Raw genomic sequence first — 12,422 nt, 5'->3', positions numbered from 1 at the left:
AGGGAGCAGCTTCCTTTCCGGTTTGGGAGTGTTGTCTCTCATGAAAATGCCCTTGTCGATGCCTTGCGGTCAAATCCTCCGGCAGGAATCCCGGATGACGAGGCTGCAGTCCTGCCTGATCGAACGGACGAGGACGGCGGCAGGATCATCCTCGTCTCCATCGGACTGTCCTTGCTCGATCTCTCCGATGAGCGCCGAGGTCAGCCTCTGCAGCATCTCCCCCATATCGAAGCGGATCGTCGTGAGCGCAGGGTGATGCCGGCTGCTGAGCGGATGGTCGTCGAAGCCGATGACGGACATCTCCTCCGGCACGGCCAGCCCATGCTCCCGCAGTGCCCGGATAGCGCCGAAGGCTGCGCTGTCATTGGCTGCGATCAGGGCGGTAGGCAGCGGTCCGCCTGCCTGGAGCAGATGCTGCGCGGCCGCATAACCGCCGCTTTCGCTGAAGCTTCCGGGCAGCACCCACTCGGGAGCGACGGTCAGGCCGTTCTTCCGCATGGCGTCCACATAGCCTTCGTATTTCTGCGGACCGGACAGCCGGTTCATATCGCCGTTGATGAGAGCGATATTCCGGTGGCCGAGCTTATGCAAATACGATACCGCCTGCTCCATGCCGAGCGCATTGTTGAACTCCGCCGTCAGCCGGCCCGGCCGCATCAAGCCGTCCTGCACCTGATCCACGATCCCGATCGTGAAGCCCTCCGCCGCCAGCTCGTCCAGGAATGGGTCCCGAATCGCCGCTCCGATGAAGATGCCGCCGTCGATTCGGCGCTGAAAGAAAATTTCCTTGACCCTCCGGAGTGTGACCGTATCGGCCGGATCCCGGATGATATGGGTCAGCACGAAGTACCCGAGGGACGAAGCATGCTCGATGACGCTCACGATGAGCATGTTGGTCAGCGTGTCGCTGGCGACAGTGCCGGGCTCGATCAGGAACAGCCCGATCGTGCGGGAGCTCTTGCCGGCCAGCATCTGCGCGGAAGCGTTCGGGAAATAATTATGTTCCCGGATGACCTCCATGACCTTCTCTCGCGTGTGGGCGGGGACATTGGAGTAATTGTTGATGACCCTGCTCACGGTGCTGCGGGACACCCCGGCCAGCCGCGCGATTTCTACGCTGTTGATATCTGTCTTTTTCATCCGGCTGCCAGCTCCCTTCAGCGTAAACACGCGTTTATGAATACCACTATACGTAAGTTGGAAAGCGCTGTCAACATGGAGCGGGCATAGAGGGAATACGAATGGCGACAAGCTGCCTGCATGTATAAACGCGTGTTTATACTATGCTATAATGAGTATTGAAAGCGCTGGCAAAGCCAAGCCGAAACTGGCAGGCAAGCCGGCAGAACCGACGAAGCGCTCTTGCAAGAGCAGCCGTGTCGGGATGATTGCATGGCGGCGGCAAACCCGCTGCACGATACAAGCAGAGGATGGGATCGCGAATGAGGCTAGGCGGACAAGTGTTGCTGGAGCAGATGAACCCCGAGTCCTGGTCGGAGGCGCTGGCGGAAGCGGGTTTCCGCGCCGCCCCCTTCCCTGTAGAAGGAAACGGCCTCTCCGAGATCGACGAATACGTGAAGGCTGCGCGCAAGCGCGACATCCTCATCTCCGAGGTAGGCGCCTGGAGCAACCCGATCAGCCGGGATGAGGAGACCCGGAGCCGAGCGGCCGCCTATTGCATCGAGCGGCTGAAGCTTGCGGAGCATATCGGCGCGGGCTGCTGCGTCAACATCGCCGGATCGCGGGGCGAGCAATGGGACGGCCCCGATCCGGACAACTTCAGCAGCGAGACGTTCGAGCTGATCGTCGAGACGACCCGCGGCATCATCGACGCCGTGAAGCCGGAGCGGACCGTATTCGCCCTGGAGATGATGCCCTGGGTATTCCCCGACTCCGCGGATTCCTACCTGGATCTGATCCGGGCGATCGACCGTCCCGGATTCGGCGTGCATTTCGATCCGGTCAACATCATCTCCAGCCCTCGCGCCTATTACCGGAACGGGGAGCTGATCCAGGACTTCTTCCGCAAGCTTGGACCTCATATCCGCAATTGCCATGCCAAGGATATCCGGCTCGGCAGCAAGCTGACCGTGCATCTGGACGAGGTTATCCCGTGCACGGGAGCGCTGGACTACCGGATCTTCCTGACGGAGCTGAACAAGCTTCATCCCGATACGACGCTGATCATCGAGCATCTGTCGACCAACGAGGATTATCGGCAGGCAGCCGCCTATATCCGCAGCGTGGCCGCAGAGCTTGGAATCAGGCTCTGAGCAGCATGAATAAACCCGCCTCATTCGGGCGGGTTTTTGACGTATCTGGACGGCCATCACATTGCAGCCGATCAGCCGTTTTTCATGGCGTCGGGATACACGACCGTATTGAACACTTCGCCCGATGCCTGGTCCTGGATATGGACAGTGACCTTCGTCTTGTCCGCATCCGTCCCGGTGTATACCTGATAAAGCATGGACGGCAAGGCGACGCCAAGAGCGGCGAATGCGTCGAAGCTGCCTTCATAGGCGGCCTTGTCGCATGAGGGCAAAATAAAAGAGACCGCCCTGAAAAGGACGATCTCTGCTGCCATTATTCGAATCGGTACGTCCAGAACCTCTCCGTGCCGAAACGTTCCCGAACCTCGCGGGACGGCTTCTTCTCATCCAGCCCCGGAACCTGGAACTGGGAACGGTGCGCCTGGATGGAGCCGATCTTCTGCTTCAAATAATCGCTGACATCGAATTCGGTATCCGGCGTTCCGATCGCCAGCTGATGATCTTTGGCGAAGGCCATGCAGTATACGACCGGACGCTCCTTCTCCGGAAGGCCTCCGATGACGCGGACGACGGCGGCGCCGGTCGCATCGTGATCCGGATGCACGCTGTAGCCCGGATAGAAGGTGAACACGATGTCCGGCTTCAGCTCCTCCAGAATGGCGCCGATACTGCCGTCGAGCAGCTCCCGGTCCTCGAACTCGATCGTCTTGTCGTGGAAGCCGAGCATGCGCAGATCCTGGATGCCGATGATGCGGCAGGAAGCCTCCAGCTCCAGCTTGCGCACCTGGGGCAGCGTGATCCGGTTAGCGAACGGCGGAATGCCCATCGTGCGCGCCATCTCTCCGAGCGTCAGGCAGGCGTAGGTGACTTCGGCGCCTTCCCGGATCATTTTGGCCAGTGTCCCCGACAGGCCGAAGCATTCGTCATCGGGGTGAGGGAGCACGACTACTATGCGTTTGTTCATACCCAACTCTCCTTTCTTCGCCGCCATCAGAACGGCTCCCGGCTCAGCTGCAGCGCCACGACCAGCTTGCCCGCGCTGTCATGGCCGGCCATGATCAGCCGCTCCGGCTCGGTCTCTTCGTAGTGGGTCAATCCTTCGGAATATACCCATCCCCGCTCCATCTTCAGGCCGACGCGGAACGGTCCGACACCCGAAATCGAGCCCTGCGAATATTGAATGGAGGCGTTGCTGATGAACGTAGCCGCCGGGTGCTTAGAGCTATCGTTATGGGACGCGTAGGCGCCCGTCGTCATTTCGAGGTGAAGATAAATGTCCTGATCCTTCAATTGGTCGATGCGGCGCTGCACTTCAAGCGCATTGATGAGCTGCATCCTGGTCCCTCCTATTCCGAAATCAAGCTGGAGTCCCGCTATGAGGCAGGACGGCCATGGCCTGTATGCTAAATCTTCTGTAATAATGAAAGATACGCCCATGTAGAAAAAAATGCAAGTAAGCCGCCTGTATTATATGTATTTAAACTGCCGAATCCTCCGATTCATCCTCTGGCTGCAAGCCTCTGCTTCTACCCTACCACAACTGGGCGGGTTGGGGAAAATGACGTTGCGAAGAAGCATCCGATCGGTTCGGATTATAGACAGCATGCGCAGCCAGCCAAAGCCTGATTGCGACCGATATATTTTCTTTTCCTTCATCATTTCTTCGTCAATTATTAATATGTCGATGATGTTTATGTGATAAATTGGAATCACTTCAACCCGCTAAGGAGGAATTCGTATGAAATCGCCTCAAAAGACGTTCATGAAATCAGCGCTTGCCGGATCGGCAGCCGCAGCTCTTCTGGTTGCAGGCCTCATCACCGTTGCTGGCGGCGAAAAGGCGGACGCGGCCCCCAAGCAGGCCAAAAACGTCATCCTGTTCGTCGGCGACGGAATGGGACTGGCCCAGCGCGAAGCGATCCGGCTCGCTACCGTAGGCCAAAACGGCAAGCTGGCCATGGACGCCATGCCTTACGCAGGTCTGATCCACACCAGCTCCACCAGCCCGATTACCGATTCCGCCGCTTCCGCCACGGCCTACGCCAGCGGAGTCAAAACCTATAACGGCGCCATCGGCATGGACGCCAACAAGAAATCCGTCAAGACCATTCTCGAATATGCCAAGGAAACCGGCCGCTCCACCGGGATCGTGACGACGAGCCAGGTGACCGACGCGACAGGAGCCGCGTTCGCCTCCCATGTCGAGGACCGCTCCGCCCAGAGCGACATCGCCCTTCAATACCTGACCAAGAGCAAGGTCGACGTCATTCTCGGCGGCGGCGAGGACTTCTGGTATCCGGCTGGACAAGCGGGGAAATTCCAGGACGAGCCTGCTGAGGATCCATCGGAGAAGAGCAAGGGAACACAGGGCAACCTCGTCGAGAAAGCCAAAAAGCTCGGCTACAGCTATGTAACGAGCGCGTCCGATCTGCAAAAGGCGAAAGGCGGCAAGCTGCTCGGCCTGTTCGCCAACGAAGAAATGTTCCAACAGCGCGAGGAAGGCGATGGAGACATCTACAATCCGGTCGTTTCGCTGCCGGATATGACGCGCAAGGCGCTCAGCACCCTGTCTTCGAACAAAAAAGGCTTCTTCCTGATGGTGGAGGAAGAAGCGACGGATGAGATGGCGCATGAGAACAACGCCAAGCTGACGATCAAGGCCGGCCAGGAGCTGGACAAGTCGGTCCAGATCGCGAAGGATTTCGCCAAGAAGAATCCGGATACCCTCGTGCTCGTGCTGGCCGACCATGAAACGGGCGGCTTCTCCATCGAAGCCGTGGACGACAAGGACGAGTCCGGCGACGGCATCTCCAAGGAAGACGGTCCGTTCGCGATTGTCGGCTCCAAGGACAGCTTCGTCGTCGACTGGACGACTTCCGGCCATACCGGCGTAGACGTGCCGGTCACTGCGACGGGCCGCGGCTCCGAGCTGTTCAGCGGCGTGTTCCAGAACACGGATGTGTTCCACAAGCTGGCGGAGGCGATGGGGATCAAGGTGAAGAAGTAGGGTACGAATCCAAGCAGCTCCCCCGATCCCTGGGGGAGCTGCTTTTTTTCATGCAAAAATTAAAGACACCCTGTTGATTCCGGCCGGCGCAAGGAACCCCGCCTCTTTCACCTACAGTCCGAACTCCGATTGCAGCACCTCTCGGTAAGCTTCCACCTGAGTACGAATGACAACATGACATAACTAGCCAGGTACTCTAAGGCAACCCGGAAGCAGCGCCTTCAGCCGCTCGGCCAACTGCTTCACGCCTGCTTCTTGCTAGGGAACATCGTCATGCTTAGCGTTGCTAATGAAAGTCAAAAACGGATGATAGTACCCGCTATGGAAACCCGTCCCCCGGCAGACGGAAGCAATACCGGCGGGAAAGCTTCTGTACTTCCAAAGTCTCTAACTTCTAATGGCGCCCGGGCAGCTTCTCCAGCCTGCTTGAGGCTCTGGATCCGTTGATTCAGGCCGGCATGAGGAGGAAGGCCCAGCAGCTTCGAATCACGAGTGAATTCCGCTGTCACCTCCAGGGTGGACGAGCTGATGGAAGAACCGCTGTCTCCGTGCTTATACTCCAGTCCCATGAGCATAACCGGATGGATGCCGGTCTGATGAGGCATGATTTCGAGCTCCACAAGAACGGCTTTATCCTGCTTATGGTAAATATCTCCAGCATGAATGATTTTTTCGCCGAAAATATCCTCCGCATAAAGTCCTGAAATGCCGCTGAATCGGACGTAATCCGAAGGCTGCAGTGTCAGCCTCAATTGGCGGGCGGCAAGCGCAAACTGGCTTTGAAGCTCTTCCCGGAACAAGTCGGAGGCAGTCGTGTCAGAGGCGCCGTTCTCCCTCGCTCCTTCCGAAGCCGCCTGTCCGCTTGCGGCTCCTTGAGCCTCAATGACCAGCTGGATTTTCCCGGTTCCGTCCGCCGGCAAATAGGGACGGCTCCATGCATATGTAAAGCTTACAGTTGGGGTTGGAATCATGGATGATGATACCCTCCTCGAGTATGTGCGAATCCCTGCAAGATTAAAACGCCGCTTGGAGAGAGTTGGTATGCGAACATGTGTTCTAAATAAGAAAAAAAGTCCCGAAACGGGGACTTTTAGTCTAGGTTGATGAAGACTCATTTTCACAAGGGCCGTATTACCCGGGAACACCCGTCTATCGCCGCATATGGAAACCTTTATGAACAGTCAGCGATTGCTTTTCATTCAAGCGGCACGTCATCCGGAGCCTCGCTCGTTCTCTGCCGTTCGGCCGTTCCGTCCTCCAGCCGCAGCCAGGAGTCGAACTCCCGGCTTCCCTCCGTCAGCTGAATGACGCGGGCTCCGCGCTGGAAGCCATCCCGGCCATAGGTAGCATAACCCGAAGCGCGCCCGTAGGAGAGCCGGATGCCGAGCCACTCTCCCGAGAAGTCATTGATATGGTCATGGCCGCAAAAGGTTCCAATCACGTCGCCGGCCTCCGCCATAGCGGCGAAAAAGCCGCTGTTCACCTCGGCGCAGCATACCCGCTCATGCTTGTTGCCCGAGCAGCAGCCGGATTCCCAAGCGGAATTGTACTCCGGCAGAGGAATGTGGAAGAAGGCCAGCGACGGCAAAGGCTCGCCGCCGCCCAGCTTCCGGTACTTCGCCGAGCGGGAGAGGTACCAATCGCACTGGTCCCTGCCGATCCAGCCGTAGCCGGGAATCCGATCGACGCGGGAGTAATCGCCGCTGTCCAGGAAGTACAGCGCGGCAGCTGGCTTGCCGTCGCGGCCGAGCACGGCGTGATCGTAATTGCCCCAGCCGCCGATGCCCGGCGTATGGCCCGTGACGCTGCCGCCGGCATTCTGCAGCTCTCGCAGCAACGCCTCGCGGCTGACGCCGCAGCCTTCCTCGGCGTCATGGTTGCCGAGCACGGCCGCCCATGAGATGCCGCTCTCTGCCGCCGCCGAGACGATCTCGCGCACCGATCCAAGCGGATCGCGGCAATACAGGCTGTAGATCAGATCGCCCGTGAAAACGATGAGATCCGGCTGCTCCGCCTTGATCACCCTTTCCATCAAGGCACGGGTCAACTGATCCTCAGCCTCTCCATTTTGCCAATGCGTATCCGTGAATTGAACGATCTTGAATGTGCCGTCCTTGCGAAACCGCAAGCTTCTGCCCATCTCCGCCAACCTCCTTCATCTCCTCATTCCTATGCTCCATCGCGCTCCGAGTGCACTATTTCGGATCGTATGGGCATAAACAGATCGGCCCGCGAAATCAAGGCAGCTTGCCGTGAAGCTGTCTAAGAGCAAGCCGCCGTAATTGCAGCTTGCAAACCGGCTTTTTCGGCCAGCCCCCGGTGTCACCGGATTTCAACCGCAAAACGGCAAGAATCAGAGGAATACGGGGACAACAGCGATCGGAAGAATGATCCGCGCACGCAGCGGCAACTTTTTCAGTGGCCTCGGTGCAGCAGCGGAGTTGTTCGTACGAATCTCCTCTGTCTATTCCAAGGATGCGGTCGGATCCGCTTAGTAGCGGGATTTGTAGACGGCTAACGCTGCCGCGTATACGATCAGCAGTACGATCAGCGCGCTGATGGCATAGATCATTATCCTCTGCAGCTTGTTTCCTTCATATGGCTTCCTCAAGTAGGCATAAAAACACCAGACGATAATCCCATAGACGGCTCCAATCATCACATGAAAAGTCGCATCTGCAGGAGCATCGGTCGTATTCAAAAAAATTCCCGCCAATAGAAACAGCGCTACAATAGGCGTCAACGGGATGAAGATGACATTGCCTGCAATAAAAACGGCTTTCCGCAGCTTTTCGGTCACGGCTGCCTCCCCTTCCCCTTCGAACGCCATTGTACGGCCGCATGCAAGATCAGCAGGATCAGCAGCGGCGAGACGGCCTGCTCCCAATGAGAAGCAGCAAAAGATAAGGGCCGGATTCTGAGCTCCGTCAATCCATGCTGCGCAAAAAGAGTAAGCAAAAGAACGTAAACGCCCATTAGGACGAATCCTGCCCTCAGACGAACGCTCCGCTCGAGCAAAAGCAGAATCAGCAGGATAAGTGCCGCTCCAGCATAGACGGAGAGCCGATTCCCAGCCAGCAAGGAGAGAATCGTTCCTGCCAGAAGGGAGAAAGGAAGCCAGTGCAGGCGTAGCGTGCCTAGCACACGGCTGAATCCGGCAGCCAGGACAGGATTCGATTCGGGCGCTGAGTGCAGACGCAATAGGGCAATGACGGCCAGCAAAGGCAGCATGATTCCTATTCCCCAATCCGGCAGCTTGTCCACATCGAAGCGGTGGGCGGCAAAATAACCGATTCCTGCAAAAAAAGCGAAGTTCAAATACCGGCTCCAAAAACCTCTGTCTCTCGTTAACAACCATACCGAGCAGAGAAGAATGACAGCGCAAGAGAGCTGATCGTTGACCAGCAGCAGCGCGGCCGACGCAAGCAGCGCAGCCAAAACCGCATCCGGTTCCACTAAGCGTATGACGCGTCCCATCAGGGCTTGTACGCCTCCTTCAAATCTTCCCATAGCTGGACGCCTTTCGTCCACCAGCTGCGAAGGGAATCCGGCACCAGCGGGCCGTAAGCCGTCTCCGAGCTATTGGATCGATTGCCAGTCATTCGCATGGCAAGCAAATGGGCTTGGTCCAGATCGGGAGCGCTGTATGTCAGCGTATAGATATAATCACGTTGCTCGGTCATGATTTGATAGAGCTCCGATAGTTCCTCCGCACTGTATGAATAGGCTGCTTTGCCGGAAGTCTCTGCAGCCAGCTTTTGCAGAACGCCCATATTGGCTTGTCCGAGCGCCAGGATATAGATCGCCGCGTCTGCGTCCTTCGCAGCTTGAATGGCTTGTTCCATCGTCGCGCCGCTCCCGGAGTCCTCTCCGTCCGTCATAAGAAACAGCGTCTTGCGCCCCTTCTCCGCCGAGAGCATGGCCGATCCGGAGACGATCGCGTCATAGAGGCCCGTGCCTCCGGTCAAGTCCGTGAACACGGTTCTGCTGGCCGCCTTGTAGTTGTCCGTAAGTCCGGACAGAACCTTGACATTCTCCGTAAAACCAAGCACGCCAACCTGGGCCGTTGTTTTTCCCTCAAGGTGGAGGATGAATCTTTCGGCGCCATTCATCGAGAGCAGCTTCGGCCTGCCATTCATGCTGCTGGAATAATCCAGCGCCATGAGAATGCTGCTTGCCGATCGAATCGTCTGATTATCGACCGTAAGCTTCGCATCTGCAATCGGCTTGCCATCCAGTCGGAACACAAAGTCCTGACCGGAAAGTCCCGGCAGCGCTTGATCGGTGATCCGGTCCACAATCCGGAATGTCTGCTGAATCCGACCATTCTCCAGCCTGCAATCCAAGGCCTGCAAATAATAAGGGTAGTTGCCTGTGAACGGCTCCCCTCCCTCGGCATCCTCCTCGGCTTCGCGAACGATTCGAATCGAGACGGGATCAGGAGAGACAATCAGGTAATCGCTTATCTTGCTCTCGGGTTTCAAGTTGTACTCTCCGACAAAATCCTGTTCCCCTCTCGCAAGAGCTACGGTCTCCATGACATCCCAGGTTTGGTACTCGTCCCGCTGCGCCACTTTGACGGAAAGAGGCTTGGGCGAGCGGATCTCAATTCGGTACGATTGTCCCCACGATACATTCGTCGGCTGCACGACGAAGAGATTGCCTTGCGAGGAAGTCTGTTCCGAGCCGTCCAGCTTCACAAGGATGCTTTGATCGTCTATGCCGGTCAAGGGATTGTCGTACTCCCGACGAAGCAGCTCCGTTGCCTGCATTTGAGAGCCGTGCGCCACATAACCGGTCCGATTGACCTGCAGGAGGCCCGTATCTTCCTTCAGCTTGCCTGGGTCGGGAATATCCTTGACATTCCGGTCCAGCAGCCTTGCATTTTTGTCCAGTCCTCCACCCAACGTCACACTGCTGATGGGAACTACGGAATCATGCTCCTCATACTTCCAGGAACTTTGATTGATGATGAAGGGGTCAACGGCCAATCTTCCCATCGCATGCCAAGGGTCGTCTACGGTTGCGATCGTAATATACTGCGGCACATAGCGGTTGCTGCTCAATGCCTTGCTGCGGTATTGGGACTCCTCTTGCTCCAAGCGGTGCAGGAACAGATTGGCCACGAACTGCTGCGATTTCATCCTTCCATCCTCATCGACTTGGTACAAAAAGTCGAAGCGCTCCATCATGAGGCGATCCATGACGATATTTTTTGCGCTGGCCTTCTGGCAATCTGTAAACCAGAAGTTGCACCATTTGGTCTCCTTCAACGCAGTGGCTTCATCCAGCTTGCCTCTTTGGGCGAGATGCGAGCCGTCGACATCGTCGAATACAAGCCCTGAGGCTCCCAAAAGTCTCGCCCGGTCATCGAGATAATAGGAACGAGCCGCAGCCAGCTTGGCGTAGTCATCGAATGCCCGGCTGTATCTGTAATCCAGCCCGCCCGGCAAAACATTGGTGCCGACGGACTTAAGGAAGTCGGCATTGCCCGCCTCTGCAAGCTCGTCGCTGCGGAGCTGTTCGACGGGCTTATCCTTGTGCTCGCTGAGCCAGTATTCATAGGGCTGCTTTGGAATCTGCCCCCCAATGTAACGATCAAACATTTCATCCGCATATTGCTCGTAATAGCTGCGGTACTTCCGTACATCCTCGTTCTTGCTCCCCCCGATCCAATAGTCGGACGGGTCGTCGATCATATCCTGCACCCGATTGAGAAAAGCAACAGGAGAACCGTGATTAGGCGTTCCGATCATGATGACTCTTCGGACTCTGCTGCGCAGTTCCTCATTCTGAAGCAAATAGTACCGCGTGAGCAAGCCGCCCATGCTGTGGGCGACGATATCGAATTTACCGTCAGGCAGCTTTTCCAATGCTTCGGCAAATCGATTCTGAACGGCCGTGGATGTGATGTCGTTCCGGTTGTACTCGCTGTAATCCAGACTGATCACTTTGGCGCCGAGTGTCTGGACATAATTATAAAATTCCGATTGCTCCCACGATTCTCCCTTGTCGTTATAACCATGCACGAACAACACCGGCAACGGCTTCACAGCCTTGTAATTGATGATATCCGCATGAACGGGCGGTGGAGGGACGAGCAAGATCAGGAAGCATACGGCAAGAACGAGCGCGACCCCACTCCTCATCCTTGCGCCCCCTCTCCGCTGACAACGTATTTCACCTGTGAAGAATCCCATAAGCCATAGTTGCTCACGACGACTTTGGATCGCACCTTGACGCTGCTGATTTCCTTGCTCTTCACGAAGGACGCGCGCTCTCCAGGCTTCAGCCTCTTGCTTTGTCCGTCAAATTCGATCAGGATCGATCCTTCCTCATCCTCGAGGGTGACCTTCATCGGGATTTCGCCATACAGCCTTGCTTCGTTCAGATAACCGTAGTCCGGGTTCGACTGCGCATCCGGCTGGTTGAATTCAGGAAAATCCAACTGGATCCGGTCCTGGCTTGTCCAGCTCACCTGCTGGGATACGAACCGATCCATGGAGTTCACATCGTGTATGACCGCCAGCCGGTCCTCCTGATCCGGAAGCAGATCTTGCCGATAAAAGTACATCGCCGCCGTATCTGGATTGAGCGACACGTCCCGTTCGGAAAGATCGCCCAGCTTCTTGCCGTAAACCAGATCCGTATTCAGCTCCCCCACATGCACGACGGTCCATTTTTTACGGAAGGTCAGACGGCTTTCGAGCGGCTGCTCTTTCTTCGCCCACCACTCCTCATCCCTCTGCTGCCCTTGCTCCTTGAGTCGAGCTTCCGAAGCCGATGCGGCTATCGAAGCTGCAGGCAGCTTGTCTTGATGCTCGAAATAGACATATAATCCTGCTATCCCCGCTGCGAACAGAGCCAGCATGATGATACGGACCCACATAAAATCGTTCCCCCCAGCCCATCAAGTCCATAAGCGGACACAGGCATAAATAAAAAGAGCTGCAAAAGCAAGACTATACGCCAAAGTCGGCCAGCTTCGAAATGCCGGTGCCGAAGGCTCGCCGGAAATCACGACGGCAGAATTCGCCTTCAGCCGGACCGATTGCCGCACGGAAGGCCCCGCGCTTATGTCCGGAAGCTCCGGCTTCTGTGCTTCCTTATTAAGAGCGGCCGGCTCTTGCGAGTAATTTGCC

The 12,422-nt window shown here is 56.8% G+C and carries 12 protein-coding genes; 2 read left to right on the top strand and 10 right to left on the bottom strand.

Annotated features, from left to right (window positions below; translation table 11 throughout):
• Positions 1-69 precede the first annotated feature (69 nt).
• Positions 70-1,140, bottom strand: coding sequence for a LacI family DNA-binding transcriptional regulator (locus tag ACLBWT_RS17060; RefSeq protein ID WP_447664332.1), 1,071 nt, complete (start codon positions 1,138-1,140; stop codon positions 70-72).
• A 302-nt stretch (positions 1,141-1,442) separates the two neighbouring features.
• Here ACLBWT_RS17060 and ACLBWT_RS17055 point away from each other — a divergent pair, with 302 nt between their 5' ends.
• A complete protein-coding gene (locus ACLBWT_RS17055; RefSeq protein ID WP_447664330.1) occupies positions 1,443-2,273 on the top strand; it encodes a sugar phosphate isomerase/epimerase family protein in 831 nt (276 codons plus the stop codon).
• Between the two features lie 71 nt (positions 2,274-2,344).
• On the opposite strand, the gene ACLBWT_RS17050 is transcribed toward ACLBWT_RS17055, so the two are convergent.
• The 3 genes from ACLBWT_RS17050 to ACLBWT_RS17040 are packed head-to-tail and all read right to left on the bottom strand — an operon-like array spanning position 2,345 to position 3,608.
• On the bottom strand, positions 2,345-2,545 hold the full coding sequence (locus ACLBWT_RS17050) for a hypothetical protein (RefSeq protein WP_447664329.1): 201 nt from the start codon (positions 2,543-2,545) through the stop codon (positions 2,345-2,347).
• 41 nt (positions 2,546-2,586) lie between these two features.
• Positions 2,587-3,237 (bottom strand): bacillithiol biosynthesis deacetylase BshB2, encoded by a 651-nt coding sequence (bshB2, locus tag ACLBWT_RS17045; protein ID WP_447664328.1) that lies wholly within the window; start codon positions 3,235-3,237, stop codon positions 2,587-2,589.
• A 26-nt stretch (positions 3,238-3,263) separates the two neighbouring features.
• Positions 3,264-3,608, bottom strand: a complete 345-nt coding sequence (locus ACLBWT_RS17040) for a YojF family protein (RefSeq protein WP_021882082.1) — start codon at positions 3,606-3,608, stop codon at positions 3,264-3,266.
• A gap of 403 nt (positions 3,609-4,011) precedes the next feature.
• Here ACLBWT_RS17040 and ACLBWT_RS17035 point away from each other — a divergent pair, with 403 nt between their 5' ends.
• Positions 4,012-5,280, top strand: coding sequence for an alkaline phosphatase (locus tag ACLBWT_RS17035; RefSeq protein ID WP_447664327.1), 1,269 nt, complete (start codon positions 4,012-4,014; stop codon positions 5,278-5,280).
• Between the two features lie 296 nt (positions 5,281-5,576).
• On the opposite strand, the gene ACLBWT_RS17030 is transcribed toward ACLBWT_RS17035, so the two are convergent.
• The 6 genes from ACLBWT_RS17030 to ACLBWT_RS17005 all read right to left on the bottom strand — a co-directional run bounded on the left by ACLBWT_RS17030 (position 5,577) and on the right by ACLBWT_RS17005 (position 12,169).
• Positions 5,577-6,251, bottom strand: coding sequence for a hypothetical protein (locus ACLBWT_RS17030; RefSeq protein WP_447664326.1), 675 nt, complete (start codon positions 6,249-6,251; stop codon positions 5,577-5,579).
• A gap of 224 nt (positions 6,252-6,475) precedes the next feature.
• A complete protein-coding gene (locus ACLBWT_RS17025) occupies positions 6,476-7,420 on the bottom strand; it encodes a metallophosphoesterase family protein (protein WP_447664325.1) in 945 nt (314 codons plus the stop codon).
• 351 nt (positions 7,421-7,771) lie between these two features.
• A complete protein-coding gene (locus tag ACLBWT_RS17020; protein WP_447664323.1) occupies positions 7,772-8,080 on the bottom strand; it encodes a hypothetical protein in 309 nt (102 codons plus the stop codon).
• Positions 8,077-8,757, bottom strand: a complete 681-nt coding sequence (locus tag ACLBWT_RS17015; RefSeq protein ID WP_447664322.1) for a hypothetical protein — start codon at positions 8,755-8,757, stop codon at positions 8,077-8,079. Before ACLBWT_RS17015 ends, ACLBWT_RS17020 begins: the two co-directional genes overlap by 4 nt.
• Entirely contained in the window at positions 8,757-11,429 is a 2,673-nt protein-coding gene (locus ACLBWT_RS17010; protein WP_447664320.1) for an alpha/beta fold hydrolase, read from the bottom strand. Before ACLBWT_RS17010 ends, ACLBWT_RS17015 begins: the two co-directional genes overlap by 1 nt.
• Entirely contained in the window at positions 11,426-12,169 is a 744-nt protein-coding gene (locus tag ACLBWT_RS17005) for a hypothetical protein (RefSeq protein ID WP_447664319.1), read from the bottom strand. The genes ACLBWT_RS17010 and ACLBWT_RS17005 overlap by 4 nt, the downstream gene beginning before the upstream one ends.
• Between the last annotated feature and the right edge of the window lie 253 nt (positions 12,170-12,422).

This window comes from Paenibacillus sp. D51F, assembly GCF_053345695.1.
Note: the sequence above shows the minus strand (reverse complement) of the source record. Positions and strands in the feature narration are given on the sequence as shown.

What these genes read in the sequence shown, in the direction of transcription:
- ACLBWT_RS17060 (WP_447664332.1), bottom strand. Translation starts at nt 1,140, where the DNA reads ATGAAAAAGACAGATATCAACAGCGTAGAAATCGCGCGGCTGGCCGGG.
- ACLBWT_RS17055 (WP_447664330.1), top strand. Translation starts at nt 1,443, where the DNA reads ATGAGGCTAGGCGGACAAGTGTTGCTGGAGCAGATGAACCCCGAGTCC.
- bshB2 (WP_447664328.1), bottom strand. Translation starts at nt 3,237, where the DNA reads ATGAACAAACGCATAGTAGTCGTGCTCCCTCACCCCGATGACGAATGC.
- ACLBWT_RS17040 (WP_021882082.1), bottom strand. Translation starts at nt 3,608, where the DNA reads ATGCAGCTCATCAATGCGCTTGAAGTGCAGCGCCGCATCGACCAATTG.
- ACLBWT_RS17035 (WP_447664327.1), top strand. Translation starts at nt 4,012, where the DNA reads ATGAAATCGCCTCAAAAGACGTTCATGAAATCAGCGCTTGCCGGATCG.
- ACLBWT_RS17030 (WP_447664326.1), bottom strand. Translation starts at nt 6,251, where the DNA reads ATGATTCCAACCCCAACTGTAAGCTTTACATATGCATGGAGCCGTCCC.
- ACLBWT_RS17025 (WP_447664325.1), bottom strand. Translation starts at nt 7,420, where the DNA reads ATGGGCAGAAGCTTGCGGTTTCGCAAGGACGGCACATTCAAGATCGTT.
- ACLBWT_RS17015 (WP_447664322.1), bottom strand. Translation starts at nt 8,757, where the DNA reads ATGGGACGCGTCATACGCTTAGTGGAACCGGATGCGGTTTTGGCTGCG.
- ACLBWT_RS17010 (WP_447664320.1), bottom strand. Translation starts at nt 11,429, where the DNA reads ATGAGGAGTGGGGTCGCGCTCGTTCTTGCCGTATGCTTCCTGATCTTG.
- ACLBWT_RS17005 (WP_447664319.1), bottom strand. Translation starts at nt 12,169, where the DNA reads ATGTGGGTCCGTATCATCATGCTGGCTCTGTTCGCAGCGGGGATAGCA.